Raw genomic sequence first — 23,600 nt, 5'->3', positions numbered from 1 at the left:
TTGCTGTGTGGCCAGGTGCTATAGGACCGGTTTTTTATAGTCAGGTGCTGTATAACCAGGCGCTGTATTTGTAATCTGTATTTATAAGGTGCCCGGTCTTTCGGATTACTGTTTTTAAGACCATAGTTTTCCAGATCATCGTTTTTCAGACCGTCGTTTTCCAGACAGTCGTTTTCCGGATCGTCGTTTCCAGGTCATCCGGCCTTTGTATCATTCGGTCTCCAGCGACCCCGGTTTGCATCGTAAGGTAACGAGATTACACGAATTTAACACGGTGAACAGGGCTCTGCGTTGCACCGGATCAAGCCTGGCGGGAAACGACCGGGATTTTTATAATGGCCGCTGCGGACAACGGCAGTGCCGGTTTCCTTCATTCCATCCACGGGTAACCTGTTTTCATGACGCTTTTGCGAAAATTCATCGTTTCACTGGTCTTTACGCTGGTTGCTCTGGCGGGGGCAACCCTGCTGGCCACCGTCGGCGCGGCGCTGTATTTCGCGCCCGGCCTGCCCGATGTGCGCCAGCTGGAAGACTTCGAGCTGCATACGCCGCTGCGTATCTACACCCGCGACGGCCAGCTGATCGGCGAGTACGGCGATGAGCGGCGGATACCCGTGGACTATGCGGATATTCCCGAGCCGCTGGTCAATGCGCTGATCGCCGCCGAAGACCAGCACTACTTCGAGCACCCCGGGGTGGACCCCCGCGGGCTGCTGCGCGCCGCCGTGGAGCTGGCCCGCAGCGGCGGCGATATCCAGTCCGGCGGCTCGACCATTACCATGCAGGTCGCCCGCAACTACCTGCTGACGCTGGACCAGACCTTTACCCGTAAAATCCGCGAAATTCTGCTCTCCCTGCAGATGGAGCAGGTTCTGAGCAAGCAGGACATTCTGTCGCTTTACGTCAACAAGATCTTTCTGGGCCATCGCGCCTACGGCATCGCGGCGGCCGCCAAGACCTACTACGACCAGCCGCTGGAAGAGCTGACGCTGGCGCAGTCCGCCATGCTCGCCGGGCTGCCCAAGGCGCCGTCGGCCTTCAACCCGCTGTCCAACCCCGAGCGCTCGCTCATCCGGCGCAACTGGATCCTGTTCCGCATGCGCGAGCTGGGCTTTATCACCCCGGATACCTATCAGCAGGCGGTAAAAAAGCCGATTACCGCCAGGCGCCACGAAACCCAGACCGACGTCGATGCCGACTACGTCGCCGAAATGGCCCGGCAATATGCCGTCGAGCAGTTCGGCGACGACGCCTACACCGGCGGCTACCACCTCTACACCACCATCGACAGCGAGCTGCAGCCCTATGCCCGGCGCTCGCTGGCCGACGGCCTGCTGGCCTACGACAAGCGCCACGGCTGGCGCGGCCCAGAGCAAAGCGATATCGATGCCAGCCTGGTGGAAGCGCAGGAAAATACCGCCACCGAAGGGCTTGAGGAAGAACTTTCGGAATCGCCGGAAATCCGCCAGACCGCCAGGCAGGCCGCCGAGCGCAGCCAGACCGAAGTGGACGGTATTGAAGGCGACGTCAGCAACTGGGTACAGGTCCTCAAGCGCACCTCGCGATACGGGCTGCTCGAGCCGGCCATTGTGGTAGCCAGCAGCGGCCGCGAAATGCGCGTGCTGACCGGCGATGAAAAGCTCCATACCCTTGACTGGAACGCGCTGAAATGGACCCGCAAGGGCAACGCCGGACAGATCGCCGAGCGCGGCGACCTGGTGCGCATCGTCCGGGGCGACGACGACGGCTGGCGTATCTCCCAGCGTCCCGAGGCCGAAGGGGCGCTGGTGGCCCAGAATCCGCGTACCGGCGCCATCCTGGCGCTGCAGGGCGGCTTTGATTTTGACGCCAGCAAGTTCAACCGCGCGATTCAGGCGCGGCGTCAGTCGGGCTCCATCTTCAAGCCGTTCATTTTTCTGGCCGCGCTCAACGAGGGCGACATGAACGCGGCCAGCGTGGTCAACGACGCGCCGGTGGTGGTCAACGACGGCAGCGACACGCTGTGGCGCCCGGTCAATTCCAGCCGCGACTTCGGCGGCCCCACCCGCCTGCGCCCGGCGCTGGCGCACTCGCGCAACCTCGTTACCATCCGCATCCTGCAAAGCATGGGGATTGGCTATACCGCCGACTTCCTGGAACGCTTCGGGTTTAACCCCGACCACCTGCCCCACGGGCTCTCGCTGGCGCTGGGCAGCGCCAGCCTGACGCCGCTGGAGATGACCAACGCCTACGCGATTCTGGCCAACGGCGGGTTCAAGGTGTCGCCCTGGTACATCGACCGCATCATGCGCGGCGATGCCGACGATCCCGACCCTGTCTATCGCGCCGAGCCCGAAGTGGCCTGCCGCGACTGCGCCGAGGACCAGGAGCGCGTGGAAATTGACGGCGAGAGCTACGCCATTGCCCGGCGCATCGCCGATCCCGAAGCTGTCTATATCCTCCGCGACATGCTGCGCAGCGTCATCGAAAGCGGCACCGGACGCGCTGCCCTGACCCTGGATCGCAACGATATCGTGGGCAAGACCGGCAGCACCAACGCCCTCCGGGACGCCTGGTTTGCCGGCTTCAACGGCAATATCGCCACCGCCGTCTGGGTGGGCAAGGACAGCAACCAGACCATCGCCGAATACGGCTCCCAGGCGGCCCTGCCGATCTGGAAGGACTTCATGGGCGGCGCCCTTGAGGGCACGCCCGAGGTCTGGCCCGACAAGCCCGACGGCGTAGTCAGCAAGCGCGTGGACCCGGATACCGGTCTGCGCCTGCACGATGGCCAGCCCGGCGGCATCAGCGAGCTGTTCGACGCCGACCACCTGCCGGACTACCAGCCGCGCCGGGTCAGCCGCGAGCTGGAAGAAGCCAGCGGCGCGGAAGGCTCGGGCACCGCCGAGTCGATCTTCTAGACACGCACAGCATGATCCATGTCAACCGCTCCCGTCGGTGGGCGCTTTACGATAGCGTTTCACCTGTGACGGGAGGCTTCCCATGGAGCTTGTCTGCCCGGCCGGCAACCTGCCCGCGCTCAAGCGCGCCGTAGACGAAGGTGCCGATGCCGTTTATTTCGGTTTCCAGAACACCACCAACGCCCGCGGGTTTGCCGGGCTGAACTTCACCGACAAACGCGCGCGCGAAGGCATTGACCATGCTCATGCGCACGGCAGACGCGTGTTTTGTGCAATCAACACCTACCCCCAGCCCGACGGCTGGAAGATGTGGACCCGCGCGGTCGACGACGCCGCGGCGCTGGGCGTGGACGCGCTGATCCTCGCCGATATGGGCCTTCTCGACTACGCTGCCCGACGCTATCCCGACCTGCCCCGCCATCTCTCCGTTCAGGGCTCGGCCACCAGCCATGAAGCCCTGCGCTTCTATCACGAGCAGTTCGGCATCAGGCGCGCGGTGCTGCCCCGGGTGCTGTCGATCACCCAGGTCCGCGACCTGGCCCGGCAGTCGCCGGTGGAGCTGGAAGTCTTCGCTTTCGGCAGCCTGTGCATCATGGCCGAGGGGCGCTGCTATCTATCGTCGTACCTCACCGGCGAATCGCCCAACACCCGGGGCGTGTGCTCGCCGGCGGCGCATGTGCGCTGGGAAGAAACCGATGCGGGGCTGGAGTCACGGCTTAACGGCGTGCTGATCGACCGCTACGCCGCGGGCGAAAACGCCGGCTATCCGACGCTGTGCAAGGGCCGCTTCGAGGTGGAAGGCGAGACCTACCACGCCATCGAGGAACCCACCAGCCTGAACACCCTGGAGCTGCTCCCCGAGCTGGCCAAACTGGGCATCAGCGCGGTGAAGATCGAAGGCCGCCAGCGCAGCCCCGCCTACGTCTCGAAGGTGGCCGGCATCTGGCGCTCGGCGATTGACCGACTGGACGCCGACCCGGAACGCTTCCATCCCGATCCGGCCTGGATCGCCGGGCTCGGGGACGTCTCGGAAGGCTCTACCACCACCCTGGGCGCCTACGAGCGCCGCTGGAAATAGGAGATCATCATGGCCGATTCATCATCTGCGGGGTCTCCCTCTGTCCGATCACTGCAGCTGGCGCTGGGGCCGGTGCTGTTCTACTGGACCCGCGAGCGCTATGCGCAGTTTTACCGCGACGCCGCCGACTGGCCGGTGGATATCGTCTATCTCGGCGAGTCGGTGTGTTCGCGCCGGCGGGACATGAAGCTGGACGACTGGCTGGGGCTGGGCCGGGAGCTGGCCCAGAGCGGCAAGGAAGTAGTGCTCTCCAGCCAGACGCTGATCGAATCCGAAGCCGACCTGCGCGATCTGCGCAAGCTGTGCGACAACGGCGAATTCCGCGTGGAGGCCAACGACCAGAGCGCGGTACAGCGGTGTGCCAACGCGGGGTTGGCATTTGTCGGCGGCGCCGCGCTGAACCTGTACAACACCGCTGCCATCGGCGTGCTACAGCGAGCCGGCATGCAGCGCTTTAACGCCCCGGTGGAAATGTCCGGCGCGGACCTTGCGCATCTGCTGGACGACGGCCGAGCCCAGGGCGTGGCAGTACCCTGCGAGGTGTTTGCCTACGGCCACCTGCCGCTGGCGTGGTCATCGCGCTGCTTTACCGCCAGACGCTACCGGCACACCAAGGACCGCTGCCGCTTTGTCTGCCAGAAGCACCCCGAAGGCATGGCGCTGCGTTCCCGGGAAGCCGGAGAGGTCTTTACCCTGAACGGCATCCAGACGCTGTCCGGCGCCTGCCAGGATTTGCGCCATGATATGGCGTCAATCGCCGACGCCGGCGCCAGCGTGGCGCGTTTAAGCCCGCGGGCGGAAGGCATGGCCGACGTCGTCGCCGACTTTGACGCCGCCCGGCGCGGCGAGCTTGCCGCCCCGGACCCGCTGACGCTGGTGGACGCCGAGATTTGCGACGGCTACTGGTACGGCCGCCCGGGAATGGACAATACCCGCCGCGACAGCGCCTAGCGCCGCGCCGCCAGGGCGTCGAGCTTGCGCAGCACCTCGCCCAGATGCCCCTGGCTCAAGCCCTCCTCGCGACTGTCGAGGAGGTTTTTGACCGTCAACCCCAACTCGGTGTCGCCTTCGATCATCAGCCGGCGCTGGAAAAACATCGCGTCCGGGTCCTCCCGGCGCGTGGCCAGGCACAGAAACTCCCTCCAGCCGCCACGAATTGTGGCCTCTCCGGCTGCGTCGCTCAGGGCAAAGCGTTCGTTAGCGAGCGTGAGCGTCAGGCGCACACCCAGATCCTCCACGTCCAGCGTAACCCGACGCTCCTCCAGGGCATCAAATTCGCCCTCGGCCAGCGGCTCGGCAAAGGTGCGGTTGAGCAGCGGCTCGATGACGCGGCGCTTTACCGCCAGCGGTACACGCGGGTCAACCACGGCAATCAGGCGCGACGGCGCGGGCAGCACGTGAGAAAACGGCAGGGCAGACATGCAGGCTCCTTGTCAAAAGGCAATAATGATCCGGGCACCGGACGTCACCGGCGACCCCGGCTTAAACCGTGCGCGAATAGCGCCCCTCCTCAGGCTTCAGGTAGGCGTCAAAGGCCATCGCCAGGTTGCGCATCATCAGCTGGCCGGCGGGCCGTACGTCCAGGCGATGCGGGCTTACCTCCACCAGACCGTCGGCCTGCATTTCGCCCAGCGCCTCCAGCGCATCGGCAAAATACGTCGTGAAGTCGATGCCGTGAGCCGCTTCCACCGCGGCGAAGTCCAGCCGCCCGTGGCACATCAGCGTGGTAATTACATCGCGGCGCAGGCAGTCATCATCGCTCAGGCGATAGCCACGCATCACCGGCAGCCGCTCGCTTTCCAGCCGATGCTGGTACTGAGCGGTTTCCTTGACGTTCTGACTGTAGGTATCGTCGATCTTGCCGATGGCGGTCACGCCCAGCCCGATCAGGTCGCAGTCGGCATGGGTGGAATAGCCCTGGAAGTTGCGCTGCAGGGTGCCGTTGTCCCGGGCCAGCGCCAGCTCATCGTCGGGCAGCGCAAAATGGTCCATGCCGATGTAGACATAGCCCGCTGCGGTCAGCCGCCGGATAATCAGCTCCAGCAGTTCGAGCTTGCGTTCCGGCGGTGGCATGTCCTCGTTACGGATCATCCGCTGGGCCTTGAACAGCGACGGCAAATGAGCGTAGCTATAGGTGGCAATACGCCCCGGCCGCAGAGCCAGAATCTTGTCCAGGGTGGCATCAAAGCTGGCCACCGTCTGTAGCGGCAGGCCGTAAATCAAATCCACGCTGATGGATTCATACTCGGCGTCCCGGGCGGCCTCCATCAGGCCGACCACCTGCTCTTCGCTCTGCTCGCGGTTGACCGCCTTCTGCACCTCGGGATCGAAATCCTGAACGCCGAAACTCAGCCGGTTGAAGCCCAGCGCGCGCAGCTCGTAAAGCTGCTCGGGAGTGACGGTGCGCGGGTCGACCTCCAGCGAAAACTCGCGCTCTTCCGGCGCGGCAAAATGGAAGGCGTCGTCCAGCACCGACATCAGCTCGGCCAGCTGGTCATTGCTCAGGTAGGTCGGCGTGCCGCCTCCCAGGTGCAGCTGGGTCATGCGCCGGGTATCGTCAAACAGCTCGCCCTGCAAACGAATCTCGTGTTTGAGCCAGTCCAGATACTCGGCGGCCCGCTCGCGGTTGCGGGTAATGATCTTGTTGCACGCGCAGTAATAGCAAAGGCTTTCGCAAAAGGGGATATGCACATAGGCCGACAGCGGCTTGGGCGCCGCCGCGCCGTTGCTGCGCGCTGCCGCCGCGCGGTATTCATCTTCGGCAAAGGCCGCGTGAAACTGCGGCGCGGTGGGATACGAGGTATAGCGCGGCCCCGGGCGGTCGTATTTTTCCACCAGTGCGCGATCGAACAACAACTCATCCTGCATAGCTTCAAGGCCCTTTTGTCTTTGCGCTTTTTGCACTGTACGTTACGTTTTACGCTCTATTTTCTACTTGCGCTCTACTGGCTACCCGGCTTTGCACTTGCGACATCCACGCGCTTGCCGCCTGCATCGTGTCCGGTATGGCGGTTTTTGCCATACCGGAGCGATCCACTTGGCGGAGTGGGCGAGGTCACAAACAACACCCGACGACGCCGCGTAAGACGAATGCCTCATTTTATGTAAGCCGAGGGACGCGCGGAGTGACTTACATCAACATTCGTCGTATTGGCGCGACACCCTCGTGCCTGGCGAGAGACTACGTCAGGCTGACCGCTTCGCCCTGGCGGTCGAAGGCAATGAACGACTCCACATTGCCCATCTGCAGCGACTCGGTCATTTTGGTCAGCTGGTTTTGAACCTCGTCGTCGCCGTGGACATCGTCCATGCCGGCAACGAAGAACAGGTCCCACTCGGCACCGGTATGCTCGGCTTCCTTGAGCAGCGCGTTGGTATCGTCGAGCTCGTCGGGAGTCTTGTCCGCGCAGACCGTGGGCACCAGCACACCGCCCTCACCCTGCTCGAAGCGCCGGCGCTGCTCGTCGTCGGGGAAGTCGGGCAGCTCGGCCTTGACAAACACCAGCAGCAGCCGCTGGGAACGCGCCTGGCTGCGCGCCTCGCCGAGAAGATCGTTAAAGCTGGAAACGGCCATGCCGGCCTCCTTTGTCTCTTGCTCTGACACTCCCCGCCCGCCGCGCACCGCGCTTTGGGCGAGGGTTCCCGGGTCACCCCGAGAACCTTCCTGCTTCAACACGCCTTCACTGGACCGTGACGATTAGGCCACAGCCCCCGATCCAGTCGCTCAACAGGCTACCCCCGCCAGTCCGGCGGTTTCGATATTCCTGGCCGCGTTGATATCGCGGTCAATGGCCTGGCCGCAGCCATTACAGTGCCAGTGGCGCTGCGATAGCGGCAGCTTTTTGGTCTTGTGGCCGCAGTGGTGGCACGTCTTGCTGCTGGGCAGCCATTGGCTGACCTGAATGAGCTGGCGTCCGGCCCAGTCGGCCTTGTAGGCAAGCTGGCGCAGGAACTCGCCCCAGCCGGCATCGCTGATGGCTCTGGCCAGTGTCTTGTTCTTGAGCATGCCGGTGATGTTCAGTGTCTCGACGCAGATCACTTGGTTTCGTTGACCAGCGTTCGAGTCGCCTTGTGCATGGCATCGCGGCGGCAGTCCGCGATTTTGGCGTGCAGACGCGCCACCTGACGGCGCATTTTGTGGCGGTTGTTCGAGCCTCGCTGCTTCTTGCTTAGTCGGCGTTGTAGATAGGCCAGCCTGGCGGCATACCGTTTGAGGTAGCGCGGGTTGCCCGACTTCTGCCCCTGGCTGGTGATGAACAGATCGGTCAGCCCCAGATCAATACCCACGGTACGGGACGTGGCCGGCAACGGCTCGGGCGTGAACTCGCACAGACAACTGATGAAGTAGCGGCCTGCACGGTCGCGTGAAAGGGTGACGCTGGAGGGAGCGCCAGGCAATGGCCGGCTCCAGCGGATCGGCAATGGCACCTTCGATTTGGCGATAATGATCTCGCCGTCCCGGTAGCGGAAGGCGGCTTTGGTCAGCCGGATGGACTGCCGGCCATCCTTGGCCTTGAAGCGCGGATATCGCGCTTTGAGCGTCGGATTGAAGAAGTTGTCGAAGGCGGCTTTTTGATCGCGCAGAGTTTGTTGCAGGATCACACTCGACACGTCCTTCAGCCACGGATATTCCGCTTTGAGGGCGACCAGTCGCTTCTCTGCTTCGGAATGTGAGATGCTTTCTTTCCGCTCCTGATATGCTTCGGTGCGATACGCCAGCGTGTTGTTCCAGACAAAACGCACGCAGCCAAACGATTGCGCCAGCAAGGCGGCTTGTTCGGGCGTCGGATAAAACCGTTCTTTGTAGGCACGTTTCGTCATTTTGTATAAATATCAGGTGATGATGGAACCTTCAACCCCGGCACCGCGTTGGCGGTGCGCGCTTTTATCACCGCCCGCATTGGGCGATGCTTTACGCGCAGATGGGTAAAAATATGAGGAATGCGGTAAAAACACAGAGATTACCATCGCATGAAAGCAGCGCCAGCCTACCGCCGGCCCTGCCGTTGACGCCAGCATCTACTGCACCACTGCCGACAAGCCTCTATTCGATAGAGCCAGTGTGTTATTCCATACAAGCCGGCGCAATCGAACCCTGGGCACCAGCGATAGAACGGCATTGCAGCGGCCGGACAACAGGGCTACCCTGCGTACAATAATTGTACAAAACGGACCCTTGTACCCACCGTTCCGTTCTGCAGGGCAATACGCCTGCCCGGTCATTTTGCGTAGGCGGAGCTTGCCCATGAAACACCCTGTTATCCCGGAATTATCGCTTGAAAACCCGGCCCTTGCCACGGCCGATGCCCTCAATGCCGCGCCGCTGGGCATCTGCATCACCGATGCCAATGGCTTCTTCGAATTCGTCAATCCGGCCTACTGCGAGTTTTACGGCTACAACGAAAGCGAGCTGCTCGGCGAGCACTTTACCCTGGTGGTGCCCGACGCCAACCGGAAGCTGATGGCGAGCATGCACGACGCCTTTATTACCGATGGCGACGGCAGCGAGTTGCAACAGGAATGGGAAGTTCGCCACAAGAACGGCCAGGTACGCACCATCATTGCCGAGGCCAGCCGGATTATCGGCCACGACGGGCAGCCGCGAAAAATGACGTTCATCGTCGATATCAGCGTGCGCAAACGCCTGGAAGAGCAGCTGCGCCAGGCCAACGAGCGGCTGGAATACATGGCCCGCCACGATACCCTGACCGGTATCCTCAATCGCCGCGCCGGCCTGACGCGGCTGGAAGAGGAAATCACCCGCTCGCGTCGCTATGGCAACATCCTGAGCATCGCCATGTTCGACCTGGATGCGTTCAAGGCGGTCAACGATACCCACGGCCATTCCATCGGCGACGAGGTGCTGGTGGAAATGTCCCGGCTGGTCGGTCGAAACCTGCGCCGCACCGACGACCTGGTGCGGCTGGGTGGGGAAGAGTTTCTGATCATCATGCCCGAAGTCAGCCTGGCCAGCGCCCACCACGCGGTAGAGCGTCTGGGGCAGCTGGTGGCGGATACGCCGCTGACTTCCCGAGAGCTGACAATGACCATCTCGGCCGGGGTCGCCGACTTTGACGACAGCTCACCCGAGCGGCTGCTGGAACGGACCGATCACGCCATGTACCAGGCCAAGCGCAACGGCCGCAACCAGGTAGTGCAGGCCGAATCCTGACGCGGCCCAACCCGGCCCGGCGTCTCGGGTTATCCGCTCACCGGGCGCCGATCACCTTCGAGAAAGTTGACCGTAAAAGCGGCCTTGCCGTAAGTCTCGAAAGACCATTTCATCAGCGCCGACAGCGCATCCATGACCGCATCAAACTCCCCGAACACCTGGGTACTCATGCGGTTGGGGTACACTTCCAGCCCGCTGGCTTCGAGACGTTTGACCACCTCCCTGACCGGCGGCTTGAAGTCGTCCTTGAGGGGATAATAGCTAAGCTGCATGGAAAGATACATAAGCACCTCCGGGGTGATGACGGGATAAAGTGGTGATGAGATAACGTAGTGATGGAATAAAAGGCTAACGATGAGAGCAAGCGTCGAGCCGGGTATGGCCGCCCGACGCCATCAAGGCGCCCGGCCGTCGGCGTCGCGGATCAGCGTCCAGGCGCGACGTATGGCGGCCCGGGTCGCTTCGGGACACTCCATGGGAAACATATGCGCGCCGGGCGTGCCAAGCACCGTCAGCCCCCGGCGCTCAAGCCGGCGGATGCGCGTCGCGGTCAACAGGTCGGAGGCTTCGCCGGCAATCACCACTGTAGGCACCTCAAGCCTGCCGGGTAAACGCGACAGGTTATCGGGGAGATGACGAAAAATCCGCGCCTCGACAGCAGGATCAAACGCCAGCGCTATCCGGCCATCCTCCCGGTCGCGTGACCCCGCCTGCACATAATCGTCCAGCGCCTCGGGCGTAAAGCGGCGAAACAGCGACCGGTGCCTCAACGAATCGGCCATCGCCTCGCGGCTGGGCCAGTATCGGCGGCGCCGTGACGTCTTGCCCGCCGGGGTAATGCGGTCCATCAGCCCCAACCGCTTGGCCACTTTCATCACCAGCGCATCCGGCCCCAGCATCAACGGCGAGTCGAGCATGATCACGCCGCGAAAGCGCTGGGGCTGCCGGCGTGCCGCCATCGCCATCAGAATACCGCCCAGCGAATGGCCAACCCCCAGCACCGGCCCGGCGGAGGGTGGCGGCAGGCTGTCCAGCAGCTCCTCGACCAGCGCGTTCCAGTTGTGCTCAACGGGATAATCCGGATCATGCCCCAGGCACTCCAGCGTATGCACGGCAAAGGTATCGCCCAGCGGCGCCAGCAGGCTTTTATAGCTCAGCCCGGGAAAGCCGTTGGCGTGGGCAAATACCAGCCGTGGGCGGTCGGCGGTGTGTGGCGTCATGGCAGGGCTCGGTTGTCTTGTTGTTCAGGCTCTTGTGGCCGCATCAGGATCGGCCCGCCTAGGGCCGGGCGCGGAGCCGCCCGGAGAGGCCTTGTGCCTCAGCGGCAAGATTATCATACGACTGTTTGATTGCCGATGAAAAGCGTTGCCCGGGATTAAAACAATGCCAGCTGCGATGCCGGCGCCGGCTCGGCCAGACGGTAGCCCACGCCCAGCAGCCGCACCGGGCGCTGGCCGCGCTGCCAGCCGGCGTCGAGCAGCGAAGCAAAAGGTGCGTCATCCACCACGGCGCCGGCGTGCTCGACGGTGGTCTGGGTAAAGTCGTTGAACTTGATCTTGACCACGGCCCCGCGCACCCCGGGCGGCGGGTCCAGCCGGAGGTAGCGGCGCCGGAGGTCGTCGATCAGCGCCGGCAGCTCGTCGTGGCAGGCTTCAAGGCCGGGCAGATCCCGGGAGTAGGTTTGCTCGGTACTGACCGATTTACGCTCACGGTGCACCGTCACCGGACGATCGTCGAGGCCTCGGCTCAGCTCGTGGAGCCGCTGGCCAAAGCGGCCGAAGGACTCCACCAGCTCGGTCAGCGGCCGGGCGCGAACATCGGCGCAGGTGGTAATGCCCAGCGCTTCGAGTCTTTCGGCGGTGCGCGGGCCAACGCCGTGAATCCGGTTCACCGGCAGCGCACGAACAAAGTCCTCGATCGCATCGGGCGGGATAACGCAGAGCCCATCGGGCTTGTGCCAGTCGCTGGCAATCTTGGCCAGAAATTTGTTGGGCGCGACCCCCGCCGAGACGCTGATGCCGACTTCCCGCCACACTCGGGCACGTATCGCTTCGGCCATGCGGGTCGCGCTGCCCTGGTGGGCGCTCACACCGGTCACGTCGAGATAGGCTTCATCCAGCGACAGCGGCTCGACGCGATGGGTCAGGTCGCGGTAGATGGCAAACACCTCCCGGGCGACGGCCTTGTACCTGGGCATGTTGCTGCGAATCAGGTGGAGGTGCGGGCAGCGCTTGAGCGCCTGAGCGGTGGGCATGGCCGAGTGGATGCCATATTCCCGCGCCGGATAGTTGCAGGTGGCCACCACGCCCCGGCGCTCGATGCTGCCGCCCACGGCCACGGGAATATCGGCCAGCGCCGGATTATCGCGCATCTCGACCGCGGCGTAGAAACAGTCGCAGTCACAATGGATGATTTTGCGCTCCGGCGGCGCGCTAGCTGCCATACCGCTGCCGTCAGGTGCCGCAGAAGGTACGCCGCACGCGCTCGTCGGCGGTGGCGGGAGTCCCCAGCCGCCGCGCCTCGGGCGTATCCTCGAAGGGCTGAATCACCGCGCTCAACAGCGCATAAAACGGCTGAAAATCGCCGTCTTCGGCGGCGTGAATGGCCTCGTGTACGCGGTGATTACGCGGAATGATCACCGGATTTGCCCGGCGCATGGCGGCCAGCCGTTCGGCGTCATGGTCGGTCACTCGGGCGTGCTGCCAGCGTTCCAGCCAGTCGCTCAGCGCCTGCGGCGCCTCGCTTAGCGCCAGAAGATCGCGCCGGCGTTCGTCACCGGGCTCGACGGCGAGCCGGTAAAGCGCGGCAAAGGTCGCGGTCATGTCCATCCGACCACGCTGCATGGCGTCTTCGAGCGCTTCCATCAGCGGCGTGGCGCCTTCGCTGGCGGCCTCAAGGCCGAGCTTGTCCGCGCTGACGTTCCGGCGCTCCCGGGCGAAAACAGCGTCAAAACGGCTCAGCGCGGCGGTGGCCTCGTCGACCCGGGCCTTTTCGTCGCCGTCCATCACCATCATCAGGCACTCGGCCAGCCGCGCGAGGTTCCAGCGGGCCATGGCCGGCTGCTGGTCAAAGGCATAGCGCCCGCCTTCGTCGATGGAGCTCAATACCGTATTCGAGGCAAACGCCTCCATGAAGGCACAGGGGCCGTAGTCCAGGGTTTCGCCGGCAATGCTGACGTTGTCGGTATTCATGACGCCGTGGATAAAGCCCACGCCCATCCACCGGGCCACCAGATAGGCCTGACGGTGCATGACCGCCTCGAAAAACGCCAGATAGCGGGCGTTGGGGGCCTCGTCATTGCCCTCGCGCGCAAGCTCGGGATAGTGACGCTCGATGGCATGCTCCACCAGCGCCTTGAGCGCTTCATGGTCGCCGCGCACAGCGGCAAACTGAAAGGTGCCCACACGCAGATGGCTGGCCGCGACGCGTGTGATGACGGCGCCGGGCTCGGCGGGCATACGCATCACGCGCTCGCCGGTAGTGACCGCCGCCAGCGCCCGGGTCGTCGGGATGCCCAGGGCCGCCATGGCTTCGCTGACCAGATATTCGCGCAGCACCGGCCCCAGCGGCGCGCGGCCATCGCCGCCCCGGGAAAACGGCGTGCGCCCGCTGCCCTTGAGCTGAATATCCCGGCGGTGCCCCTGGTGATCAAACACGTCGCCCAGCAGCAGCGCACGGCCGTCACCCAGTTTGGGCACGAAGTTGCCGAACTGGTGGCCGGCGTAGGCCAGCGCCATGGGCCGGGCACCGGGCAGCGGTTGATTGCCGCTGAAATAGCCCGCCATGCGGGCGTCGTCCGGCTGCGCTTCCATGCCCAGGTCGCTGGCGAGGGCGGTGTTGAACACAATCAGCCCCGGTGCGGCGACCGGCGTGGGCTCGCCGTCCGCCCAAAGCATGGCGGGCAGCTCGGCGTAGCGGTGATGAAACGTAAACAAGAGAGTCTCCTCGGGAAACGAACCGCGGCAGGGGCGTCAGGCCGCGCCGCTGGTCTGCTGCAGCTGGTGAACCGCATGCTCGAGCACCGGCGTCACCGGCGCGCACCACTGCTGCTCCAGCAGCGGGTCGGCGCGCGTTACGCCCAGCGACAGCGACGCCAGCGGCATGCCCTGAGCGTAGGCCTCGCGAAAAAATCGGTAGCCGGAAAACACCATCAGCGAAGTGCCCACGGCCAGTCCGGCGTTGGCGCGTAACAGCCCCGCATGCGCCGCCTCGCGGCGCTCACGCGGCACGACGTCACCGTAGTACACCACGTCGGGTTTGAAAATGCCGCCGCAGCGCCGGCAGTCCAGCACCCTGAAGGTGCTGAAATCCAGCTCCAGATCGGCATCGCCGTCCGGCGCGTGGCCGGCCTCCAGCCCGGTGAAGGCAGGGTTGCAGCGCGCCATGTCGGCATGCAGCGCATGGCGCATCATCTTGTAGCCGCAGGCCATGCAGCTGACGGTATCGGCGCGGCCGTGCAGGTCGACGACCCGGCGAGACCCGGCACGCTGGTGCAGCCGGTCCACGTTCTGCGTCACCAGCTGTTCGACATATCCCAGCGATTCGAGTTCGGCCAGAGCCCTATGGGCGCCGCTGACCCGGGCACTGCGCATGGCTTCAAAACCGGCCAGGGCCCGAGCCCAGTAGCGCTGGCGTACCGCCTCGGAGGCCATGAAGTCGTCATGCTGCACGGGCGGTGAGCGCTTCCACGCCCCGCTGGCATCGCGGTAGTCGGGAATCCCGCTGTCGGTGCTGACGCCGGCGCCGGTAATAATCCAGAGGCGCTGCTGACGGTGGATAAAGGCCGCCAGGGCATCGCCGGCGCGGGCCGTGGATTCTGCTGTCGAGGCGATTGCCATGAGTTTTCCTTCAACGCCTGCCTTTCATACCTGCCTTTCATACCTGCCTTGAACACCTGCCTTGAACACCTACCTGCCTTGAACATCAGGCTGACCCACCGTCTTCTCGACGTCTTTTCTGCAAGCCTCGGCGGCGGGATGATGCTGTATGCTATGGCCAGTTTACCCAATGGAGGACGCAACATGCAGCGCGATCATGAAGTCATCATTGTAGGCGGCGGCATGGTGGGAGCTGCACTGGCCGCGCGCCTGGGCCATGCCGGCGCCAACGTGGGGCTGGTGGAATACGGCGACAAGCCGGACGCCCCGCGTGGCGAATTCGATTTGCGCATCTCGTCGCTGAATGCGCGCTCGCTGGCGTTTATCGAAGCCGGGGGCACTCGCATTCCGCCGGACCGCAGCTGCGTATTCCGCCACATCGAGGGCTGGAACCAGTCGGGCAGCGGCCATAGCGTTTTTTCGGCGGAAGACAGCGGCCTGGACAATTTTGGCCGCTTTGTGGAAAACCGCGCGCTGCGCTACGCCCTCTGGCAGCAGCTCGAACAGCTGCCCGGCGTTACCTGCTATACCCGCTGCGCCCCGACCTCCACCCTGGCGGGCCAGGACAGCCGGCTACTCGAGCTGGACAACGGCAAAACGCTGTCTGCCGCGCTGGTGGTCGGCGCCGACGGGGCGCGCTCCACCCTGCGCGAACTCGCCGGCATCGAGGTCAACACCTACGATTATCGCCAGCGGGCGCTGATTACCAACGTCGAAACCGAACTGCCCCAGCAGGATGTCAGCTGGCAGTGCTTCACGCCCACCGGCCCGTTGGCCATGCTGCCGCTACCCGGCCACCACGCCTCGCTGATCTGGTACGACCGCGACATGACCACCCGCACCCGGGAAATGCTCTCCGACGAGGCGCTGGCCCGCGCCATCGAGGCGGCCTTCCCCGCGCGGCTGGGCAACCTGTTGCGGGTCACCGGACGCGCGAGCTTCCCCATCAAGCGCCAGCACGCCAGGCGCTATATCGGCAAGCGCCTGGCGCTGATCGGCGATGCCGCCCATGTGGTGCATCCGCTGGCCGGCCAGGGGCTGAACATCGGCCTGCACGACGCCGACGCGCTCGCCGAGTTGATTCTGGCTCGGCGGGATGCCGGCGCCCCCGGTCTCCTGCGGCGCTTTGAAGTCCGCCGGCGGCTGGCCAATCAGGCCATGCTCACCGCGACCGACGGCTTTCATCATCTGTTTACCGGCGCCCCGCCGCTGCGCCGCCTGGGCGACTGCGGCCTGCACGCCGCCGAACGGCTCCCCGCTGCCAAGCGCATGATGTCGCGCCAGGCCAACGGGCTGAATCCGTTTTCCCGGCCCTGACCCGCGCCGGGTTGCCGGATTTCCGCGTGATCTGGTATCAGGGAGCCATTGCCGACATTTTCCTGCTGGAGAGCCGCCATGCCAACATTCCCCGACCATCTGGCGGGCGACGGCCCGCACAACCCTTTCCCCGGCATCAAGGTGCTGGAGCGCAAGCTGGGCCACGCCATTCCCCATCGCCTGGGCTCCAACGAGGGGTTGGACATGCCCCATCGCGCCCTGCGCGAACGCTTTGGCGATGCCGCCGCCGACCACGCCTACGGCTACGGCGACGCCGAGGCGCTGGGCATACGCCAGCGCCTGGCCGCGCAGCAGGGTATCGACCTTGAAAACCTGATCGTCGATGCCGGCGCTGACAGTCTGATCGCCCTGACGCTGCGCGCCCTGGTCGAGCCCGGCAGCAGCGTTGTGGCAACGGCGGGCACCTACCCGACGTTTGGCTACTTCGCCCGGGGCCACGGTGCCGAGGTGGCGGAAGTGGCCTATCATCAGGCGCCCGGCGTGCTGGCCCCGGACCTGGCGGCGCTGTCGGACGCCGCGCACCGCGAGCGCTCGCGTCTGGTGTATCTCGCCAATCCGGACAACCCCGGCGGGCACCTGCATACCGACGCCGACGTCGCCGCGCTGCGCGACCGCCTGCCCGACGACTGCTGGCTGCTGCTCGACGAGGCCTACGGCGACTTTCGTGACGACGCCGCAGACGGCGCGCTGTCACGGGCGCTGCCCGGCGTGGTACGCCTGCGCACGCTGTCCAAGGCGCACGGGCTGGCCGGGCTGCGCGTCGGCTATGCCGTTGCCGAGTCGGACGTGGTCGAGGTGATGATGAAAGTGAGGATTCACTACGCGATGTCAACGCTGACCCAGGCCATGGCGGAAACGGTACTCGACGCCCCGGAAGAAACCCGAGCGCATATCGACGCTGTCAAGGCGCGCCGGGCACGGCTGGCCGACCATCTTGAACGCCTGGGCGCCGAGGTGCTGCCGAGCGCCACCAACTTTGTCGCCTTGCGCCTGCCCGACGCTGACACAGCCGGCCGGGTCCACCAGACGCTGCTGGGCGAGGGCAAGCTGATCGCCCGTCCCGGCCACCCGGATATCGCCAATGTGCTGCGCATTACCGCGGTGGAAGACGCCCTCGTCCCCGGCCGGATCGAGGCGCTGGAGGCCGCGCTCGGGCGTTGAAGGCGCGCTACACGACCCGGGCATAGCCGCCGGCCACGCCGTTTTTACTCAGCACCAGCTGCCAGAGCTGGAGCTCCCGGGCTCGGAAGGCCCCCGCGCAGCTCAGCAGGTAGTAGCGCCACATGCGATAGAAGGTCTCGCCGTACTGCTCGCGGAAAGCGGGCCAGTGCGCGCAGAAGTTCTCGTACCAGGCCATGAGCGTGCGGTCGTAGTCGGCACCGAAGTTGTGCACGTCTTCCAGCACGAAAAGGCCGTTGGTCGCCTCGGCGATGCGGTTGAACGACGGGATCTCGCCGTTGGGGAAAATATATTTGTCGATCCAGGGGTCGGGCGGTGTGGAAGCGACGTTCTTGCCGATGGTGTGCAGCAGAAACAGGCCGTCGTCTTTCAGGCAGCGGTGGGCCACGGTCATGAACTCGCGGTAGTTCTTGCGCCCGACGTGCTCGAACATGCCGATACTCACCACCCGGTCGAAGGTTTCGTGCTCTTCGCGGTAGTCCTTGAGGCGAAACTCGACCGGCAGACCCTGCTTCATCAGCCGCTTGCCGAATTCCGCCTGCTCGGTCGAGACCGTCAGCCCCACGCATTCCACGCCGTAGTGCTCGGCGGCGTAGGCCATGAAGCTGCCCCAGCCGCAGCCGATATCCAGCACCCGCATGCCGGGCTTCAGCCCCAGCTTGCGGCATACCAGATCCAGCTTGGCTGCCTGAGCCTCGTCCAGGTTGGCGGCGTTTTTCCAGTAGCCGCAGGTGTAGGTCATGCGGCTGTCGAGCATCGCCGCGTAGAACTCGTTGCCCAGGTCGTAATGCTCACGGCCAACCTGCCAGGCCCGGCGGATATTCTGCAGATTGACCAGGCGAGCCCGCAGCGCGTGGTAGACCAGCTGGGCCGGCTTGACCCGGCGATTAAGCCGGGCGCTCATCAGGCAGTGGAAGAATTCATCCAGCGCCTCGGCTTCCCAGTCGCCCCTCATATAGCTCTCGCCCAGCCCCAGGTTGGCCCGCGACAGCGCGCTTTCAATCACGCCCGGGGCGTGCAGCTGGATATCCCGCGGGCGATCGCCGTTGATGCGGATGCCCGCCTCGGCCAGCAGGGATTCGGCGTAGCGGTGGGTCGAGGAATCGGGGGCAAACAACGTATCTCGTTTGGCTGTCATTGGCATGGCACCATTCAAGCATCATGAGAAACGAAGGCGACGCACGGGCGTCGCCCGGATGCAACATCATCCGGGCATTATATAGCATGCTATCAATTTTCGCATGCGGGCACTCGCGACCCTCACGCTAACGCAGGATCAGCACCGGCACATGGGCGTTGCGCAGCATACTGGTGGTGGTACTGCCCACCAGCAGCTGGCGGATACGCGAATGGCCGTAAGCGCCCATGACGGTCATATCAATGGCGTTATCCGTTTCGTAGGCGTGCAGCGTCGCCTCGGTATCGCCGGCCTTGATGGCGCCTTCGGCCGCGTGGCCGGCCTGCTGCAACACGTCGACCGCCCAGGCCAGCGCCATACGGTGCTCGGCGGTATCCGGCCCTACGGTTACCACATGGCATTCAAGCCCCTTGAACAGCGGACTCTGGGCGAGCATTTCCACGCCCTTGCGCGAGGTCTTGCTGCCGTCAAAGGCGATCATGACCTTTTGCGGCCGGCGAAAATCACCGCTCGGCACCATCAGCGTAGGCCGGCGGATTTCACGGATCGCCCGCTCCAGGTTGGAGCCCAGGTGCCCGCTGGCCTGGTCGGCCCTCTCGCCGCGCTTGCCCAGCACCAGCAGGCGCGTGGCGTCTTCGTGGTCGGCCAGAGTCTCGACCAGGGTGCCGTTGCGCTGGCACGAACGGACATCGCTGACTCCCTGCTCGCGGGCGCGCTCGCAGGCGGCCTCCAGCATCAGCCGGCCCTGCTCGCGGTTGATCCGGGCACGCTTTTCGTCAAGTTCGGAAAGCTCGGCCATCAGCGTTTCCCGCGCGCCCAGGCGCAGACTCCCGGACAGATCGGGGGACTCCGCGGTGGGCGGATGATTATCCACGGCGTGGACAAACATCAGCGGCGTACTCAGCGCCTGGCTGACCCAGGCGGCGTAGTCGCACACGCTGGCGGAAAACGACGAGCCGTCAACGGCGGCCATTACATGTTCGGTCATCTTGATTCTCCCGGCGGGCGCGCGTAGCGCTAGCCCATGAGTTTTTCCACGGCCTCGGCGTCATTATGGATGGCGTGACGATCCACAATGGTCGCGCTGGCCTCGTTCAGGCCTACCAGCTCCACGCCGGTGCCTTCGCGGCGGAACTTGATCACCACGCGATCCAGCGCATCCACGGCGCTGATGTCCCAGAAATGCGCGCGTGACAGATCGATCACGACGTTATCCACGCTTTCCTTGAAGTCAAACGCCGCGCCGAAACGCTCGCACGAGGCGAAGAACACCTGGCCGACGACCTGGTATTCGCGGGTTTTGCCGACTTCGACTTCACGGGAGCCCACGTAAAGGATATTGCCCACCTTGTTGGCAAAGTTCATCGCCGCCAGCAGCACACCGACGAATACGCCCAGCGCCAGGTTGTGGGTGGTAACCGTCACCGCCACGGTCGCCAGCATGACCATATTGGTGCTCATGGGGTGCTTTTTCAGGTCGCGGATCGACGCCCAGCTGAAGGTACCGATGGACACCATGATCATCACCGCCACCAGCGCGGCCATGGGAATCCGCGAGACCCAGTCGGACAAAAACACCACCAGCAGCAGCAGGCCGATGCCCGCCACCAGGGTCGAGGTGCGCTGGCGCCCGCCGGACTTCACGTTGATGACCGACTGGCCGATCATCGCGCAGCCGGCCATGCCGCCCAGCAGGCCGGAGCCGATGTTGGCGATGCCCTGACCCTTGCATTCGCGATTCTTGTTGCTCTGGGTATCGGTCAGGTCATCGACGATGGTGGACGTCATCATGGATTCCAGCAGCCCGACCACCGCCAGCATCAGCGAATAGGGGAAAATGATTTTCAGCGTTTCCAGGTTGAGCGGCACGTCCGGCCACAGGAAAATCGGCAGGCTGTCGGGCAGCTCGCCCATATCTCCCACGGTGCGGATATCCATGCCCGTGGCCAGATACACCGCCGTCAGCACCAGAATACACACCAGCGGCGACGGCACCGACTTGCCCACCACCGGCAGGTACGGAAAGCCGTAGATGATCCCCAGCCCGGCGGCGGTCATGGCGTAGACGTGCCAGGTCACCCCGGTGAGCTCGGGCAGCTGGGCCATGAAAATCAGGATCGCCAGGGCGTTGACGAACCCCGTCACCACCGAGCGCGAGACAAAGCGCATCAGATCGGCCAGGCGCAAGTAGCCGGCCGCAATCTGCAAAACGCCGGTCAACAGCGTCGCCGCCAGCAGGTATTCCAGTCCGTGTTCCTTGACCAGCGTCACCATCAGCAGCGCCATGGCCCCGGTCGCGGCCGAGATCATCCCCGGCCGGCCGCCGGTAAAGGCAATGATCACGCAAATGGCAAAGGACGCGTAGAGGCCAATCTTGGGGTCAACGCCGGCGATAATCGAAAAGGCAATCGCCTCGGGAATCAGCGCCAGCGCCACCACGATCCCCGACAGTACATCGGCTCTCAGGTTGGATAGCCAGGTTTGCTTGAAAGACTCGATCATTGATCCGTCCCACGGTTGGAAGTTAAGAGTGCTTGAGGTCAAGACAGGGCGGCGCATTCTACCTGTCCGGGGCCTCTCCTGCATGCCCCGTCCCGGCCGCGGACGTCACTCTTCGTTTACCTCGCCCGGCGTCAGGCCCAGGTCGGCCAGGTACCGCCGCTGGCGCATTTCCAGCCGGCGCTCGTACAGCCCCTTGCCGACCAGGGTGCCGATCACCAGCGCACCGCCGGCGAGCGCCGTGGGCGCCGGCTCTTCGCCCAGCACCAGCCAGACCCAGACCGTGCCGGCCACCACTTCGGCGAGCATCAACAGCCCCACCTCGGCGGCAGGCAGATACAGCGGCCCACGTTGAATAAAGGTAAAGCCCAGCGGCAGGATGCCCAGGCACAGAATCACCAGCCACAGCCAGCTGGCCGCCGAGGGCGCGCTGAAACCGGCGCCAAAGCCGCTGGCAAAAAAGGCCGCCACCGCGACCATCAGGCCCGATAGCGCGAGCATGGGGCTCATGTCCACGCCGGACTTTGTCCGCGACAGGGTGAAGTTGCAGCCCATGGCCGTGGCCGCCATGAGGGCAAAGGCGTTGCCCACCCAGGAGCCGCCGCCGGCGTCGTCGAGGACGATCATGGCGATACCCGCCATGCAGGCAAAAATCGCCGCCCAGGTGCGCAGCGGCAGGCGCTCGTGAAGAAAGACCCGGGACAGCAGCGCCGCCATGAGCGGCGCACCGGCGAGAATCATCAGCACGTTGCCGCCCTTGGTATACTGGTTGCCCAGCACAAAGCCGCAGGTGGAGCAGGCAAAAAAGAACGCCACGCCCACGCCGGTCCAGCCGCAGCGACGGTAGGCCTGCCAGAAGCCGCGCCCCTTGCGCAGCCATACGATAGCGGCAAAGCCAATCGCAGTGAGCAGCCCCCGCCAGAGCAACACGTCGACGTCGGGCAGGCCGATCAATTTGACCATCAGCGCGTCGGGGGAAATTGTCAGCGCGCCGCCGGCCGTCATGATCAGCCCCTGCTGGCGGCGAGAAAGCGAATGCATCATGTATGGGTTGTCATGTTTCGAGTGTCAGGTGTCGTGTGTTGTGCGTCGTTTATCAAGTCTCAAGCGTCAGGTAGGGATAGCCGCTTTGCGGGCGTCACGCGTCGTCTGTCGCGTCACGTTTTTCACTTTCCCCACCACCTCTTTCGCTACTTTCATCACTTCCTTTTATTTTCATGTGCTTAAAAGCTTCCATGATATCCAGCGGCAATGGAAACACAATCGTCGAGGCGTTTTTGTTGCTCATGTCGCTCATGGTCTGCAGGTAGCGCAGCTGGAGAGCGGCGGCGTTTTCGTCCATGACGTTGGCCGCCTGCACCAGCTTCTTCGACGCCTGCAGCTCGCCCTCGGCGTGAATCACCTTGGCGCGGCGTTCGCGCTCGGCTTCGGCCTGGCGGGCAATGGCGCGGATCATGCTCTCGTCGAGATCCACATGCTTGATCTCCACGTTGGCCACCTTGATCCCCCAGGACTCGGTCTGGGTATCGATGATTTCCTGAATATCGCTGTTGAGCTTGTCGCGCTCGGAAAGCATCTCATCCAGATCGTGCTTGCCCAGCACCGAGCGCAACGTAGTTTGCGCCAGCTGGCTGGTGGCCATGATGTAGTTTTCCACCTCGATAATCGCCTTCTCCGGGTCCACCACGCGGAAGTACAACACCGCGTTGACCTTGACCGTGACGTTGTCCTGGGAAATCACGTCCTGTTCGGGCACGTCCATGGTGATAACCCGCAAATCCACTTTCTGCATTGCCTGGATCAGCGGAATCACCACGGTCAGACCCGGCCCCTTGACCGCCTGATAGCGCCCGAGGAAAAACACCACGCCGCGCTTATACTCCGGCAGAATGCGAATCGAAGCGGCAATCAGCAGGACCACCAGCGCAACTGGCACAAGATACGGCAGCATCATGATTCGGCTCCTTCTTTTGAACGTCGAGTATTCGTCCAACGTCAAGTATCGGTTGGGCTTTGAGTCTCCGTTGAGCATCGGGCGGCGGATGGCGCGGGCGCGACATAAAGGGTCAACCCCTCCACGCGCACCACCCGAACCACGTCGCCGTCGGCAACCGGGGTGCGGCTTCGTGCTCGCCAGCGCTCGCCGCGTAGCTGCACATGGCCACGCTTACCAAAGCCATAAAGCGCAGTGGCGCGGGCGTCGCGCAGCGCTTCCAGGCCGCCGCGTATGGCAATCCGGCGCTGGCGCACCAGACGCACCGCCAGCCACAGCACCAGCGCAACCGCCACCACGCCCGTCGTTATCAGCGCCGGCCGACTGAGTGCCAGCGCGCCTGTCTCGGTCAGCATGCAACCTCTCCGGTTATCCATCGGCGGCCCGCCGGTTCAATGCGACAACGCCGCACTGTCCTTTCATCGA

The 23,600-nt window shown here is 64.3% G+C and carries 20 protein-coding genes and 1 pseudogene; 6 read left to right on the top strand and 15 right to left on the bottom strand.

What is annotated here, in order from left to right; translation table 11 throughout:
* The first annotated feature begins 398 nt into the window (after positions 1–398).
* From C793_RS0104415 to C793_RS0104405, 3 genes are all read left to right on the top strand, one after another.
* A complete protein-coding gene (locus C793_RS0104415) occupies positions 399–2,900 on the top strand; it encodes a penicillin-binding protein 1A (protein WP_017429745.1) in 2,502 nt (833 codons plus the stop codon).
* Positions 2,901–2,982: 82 nt separating this feature from the next.
* Positions 2,983–3,978 carry a ubiquinone anaerobic biosynthesis protein UbiU gene (gene ubiU / locus C793_RS0104410; RefSeq protein ID WP_017429744.1) on the top strand — a complete coding sequence of 332 codons (996 nt, stop codon included), beginning with the start codon at positions 2,983–2,985 and terminating at the stop codon, positions 3,976–3,978.
* A gap of 9 nt (positions 3,979–3,987) precedes the next feature.
* Positions 3,988–4,929: a U32 family peptidase gene (locus tag C793_RS0104405; RefSeq protein ID WP_017429743.1), complete on the top strand. Its 942-nt coding sequence runs from the start codon at positions 3,988–3,990 to the stop codon at positions 4,927–4,929.
* Here C793_RS0104405 and ubiT read toward each other — a convergent pair.
* From ubiT to C793_RS13515, 4 genes and pseudogenes are all read right to left on the bottom strand, one after another.
* The gene (ubiT, locus tag C793_RS0104400) at positions 4,926–5,399 is read right to left on the bottom strand and encodes a ubiquinone anaerobic biosynthesis accessory factor UbiT (protein WP_017429742.1); all 474 of its coding nucleotides are present in this window, start codon (positions 5,397–5,399) and stop codon (positions 4,926–4,928) included. The genes C793_RS0104405 and ubiT overlap by 4 nt on opposite strands.
* 61 nt (positions 5,400–5,460) lie before the next feature.
* Positions 5,461–6,846, bottom strand: coding sequence for an oxygen-independent coproporphyrinogen III oxidase (hemN, locus tag C793_RS0104395; protein WP_026106103.1), 1,386 nt, complete (start codon positions 6,844–6,846; stop codon positions 5,461–5,463).
* Positions 6,847–7,159: 313 nt separating this feature from the next.
* On the bottom strand, positions 7,160–7,552 hold the full coding sequence (locus tag C793_RS0104390; RefSeq protein ID WP_017429740.1) for a hypothetical protein: 393 nt from the start codon (positions 7,550–7,552) through the stop codon (positions 7,160–7,162).
* A 150-nt stretch (positions 7,553–7,702) separates the two neighbouring features.
* A pseudogene (locus C793_RS13515) lies at positions 7,703–8,799 on the bottom strand (RNA-guided endonuclease InsQ/TnpB family protein).
* Positions 8,800–9,223: 424 nt separating this feature from the next.
* Here C793_RS13515 and C793_RS0104380 point away from each other — a divergent pair.
* On the top strand, positions 9,224–10,150 hold the full coding sequence (locus C793_RS0104380) for a sensor domain-containing diguanylate cyclase (RefSeq protein WP_017429739.1): 927 nt from the start codon (positions 9,224–9,226) through the stop codon (positions 10,148–10,150).
* A 29-nt stretch (positions 10,151–10,179) separates the two neighbouring features.
* Here C793_RS0104380 and C793_RS0104375 read toward each other — a convergent pair whose 3' ends face one another.
* The 5 genes from C793_RS0104375 to C793_RS0104355 all read right to left on the bottom strand — a co-directional run bounded on the left by C793_RS0104375 (position 10,180) and on the right by C793_RS0104355 (position 14,988).
* Positions 10,180–10,434, bottom strand: a complete 255-nt coding sequence (locus C793_RS0104375; protein ID WP_017429738.1) for a YkoF family thiamine/hydroxymethylpyrimidine-binding protein — start codon at positions 10,432–10,434, stop codon at positions 10,180–10,182.
* 111 nt (positions 10,435–10,545) lie between these two features.
* Positions 10,546–11,370 carry an alpha/beta hydrolase gene (locus C793_RS13510; protein WP_017429737.1) on the bottom strand — a complete coding sequence of 275 codons (825 nt, stop codon included), beginning with the start codon at positions 11,368–11,370 and terminating at the stop codon, positions 10,546–10,548.
* Positions 11,371–11,525: 155 nt separating this feature from the next.
* Positions 11,526–12,593, bottom strand: coding sequence for a DNA polymerase IV (gene dinB / locus C793_RS0104365; RefSeq protein ID WP_017429736.1), 1,068 nt, complete (start codon positions 12,591–12,593; stop codon positions 11,526–11,528).
* A 10-nt stretch (positions 12,594–12,603) separates the two neighbouring features.
* On the bottom strand, positions 12,604–14,085 hold the full coding sequence (locus C793_RS0104360; protein ID WP_017429735.1) for a protein adenylyltransferase SelO: 1,482 nt from the start codon (positions 14,083–14,085) through the stop codon (positions 12,604–12,606).
* Between the two features lie 36 nt (positions 14,086–14,121).
* Entirely contained in the window at positions 14,122–14,988 is an 867-nt protein-coding gene (locus tag C793_RS0104355; protein WP_017429734.1) for an NAD-dependent protein deacetylase, read from the bottom strand.
* A gap of 183 nt (positions 14,989–15,171) precedes the next feature.
* On the opposite strand from C793_RS0104355, the gene C793_RS0104350 reads away from it, so the two are divergent.
* Both C793_RS0104350 and C793_RS0104345 read left to right on the top strand, forming a co-directional pair.
* The gene (locus C793_RS0104350) at positions 15,172–16,344 is read left to right on the top strand and encodes a UbiH/UbiF/VisC/COQ6 family ubiquinone biosynthesis hydroxylase (RefSeq protein ID WP_017429733.1); all 1,173 of its coding nucleotides are present in this window, start codon (positions 15,172–15,174) and stop codon (positions 16,342–16,344) included.
* Positions 16,345–16,422: 78 nt separating this feature from the next.
* On the top strand, positions 16,423–17,526 hold the full coding sequence (locus C793_RS0104345) for a pyridoxal phosphate-dependent aminotransferase (protein ID WP_017429732.1): 1,104 nt from the start codon (positions 16,423–16,425) through the stop codon (positions 17,524–17,526).
* 7 nt (positions 17,527–17,533) lie between these two features.
* Here C793_RS0104345 and cfa read toward each other — a convergent pair whose 3' ends face one another.
* The 6 genes from cfa to C793_RS0104315 all read right to left on the bottom strand — a co-directional run bounded on the left by cfa (position 17,534) and on the right by C793_RS0104315 (position 23,530).
* Complete coding sequence (gene cfa / locus C793_RS0104340; RefSeq protein ID WP_026106102.1) at positions 17,534–18,688, bottom strand: cyclopropane fatty acyl phospholipid synthase; 1,155 nt, start codon at positions 18,686–18,688, stop codon at positions 17,534–17,536.
* Between the two features lie 121 nt (positions 18,689–18,809).
* The gene (locus C793_RS0104335; protein WP_017429730.1) at positions 18,810–19,670 is read right to left on the bottom strand and encodes a universal stress protein; all 861 of its coding nucleotides are present in this window, start codon (positions 19,668–19,670) and stop codon (positions 18,810–18,812) included.
* A 29-nt stretch (positions 19,671–19,699) separates the two neighbouring features.
* Positions 19,700–21,184, bottom strand: coding sequence for a SulP family inorganic anion transporter (locus tag C793_RS0104330; protein WP_017429729.1), 1,485 nt, complete (start codon positions 21,182–21,184; stop codon positions 19,700–19,702).
* Between the two features lie 105 nt (positions 21,185–21,289).
* Positions 21,290–22,225 (bottom strand): DMT family transporter, encoded by a 936-nt coding sequence (locus C793_RS0104325; RefSeq protein WP_017429728.1) that lies wholly within the window; start codon positions 22,223–22,225, stop codon positions 21,290–21,292.
* Positions 22,226–22,319: 94 nt separating this feature from the next.
* The gene (locus C793_RS0104320) at positions 22,320–23,135 is read right to left on the bottom strand and encodes a slipin family protein (RefSeq protein WP_017429727.1); all 816 of its coding nucleotides are present in this window, start codon (positions 23,133–23,135) and stop codon (positions 22,320–22,322) included.
* A 41-nt stretch (positions 23,136–23,176) separates the two neighbouring features.
* A complete protein-coding gene (locus tag C793_RS0104315; RefSeq protein WP_017429726.1) occupies positions 23,177–23,530 on the bottom strand; it encodes an NfeD family protein in 354 nt (117 codons plus the stop codon).
* Between the last annotated feature and the right edge of the window lie 70 nt (positions 23,531–23,600).

Origin of the sequence: Vreelandella jeotgali Hwa, assembly GCF_000334215.1 — a bacterium.
Taxonomy (GTDB): domain Bacteria; phylum Pseudomonadota; class Gammaproteobacteria; order Pseudomonadales; family Halomonadaceae; genus Vreelandella; species Vreelandella jeotgali.
Note: the sequence above shows the minus strand (reverse complement) of the source record. Positions and strands in the feature narration are given on the sequence as shown.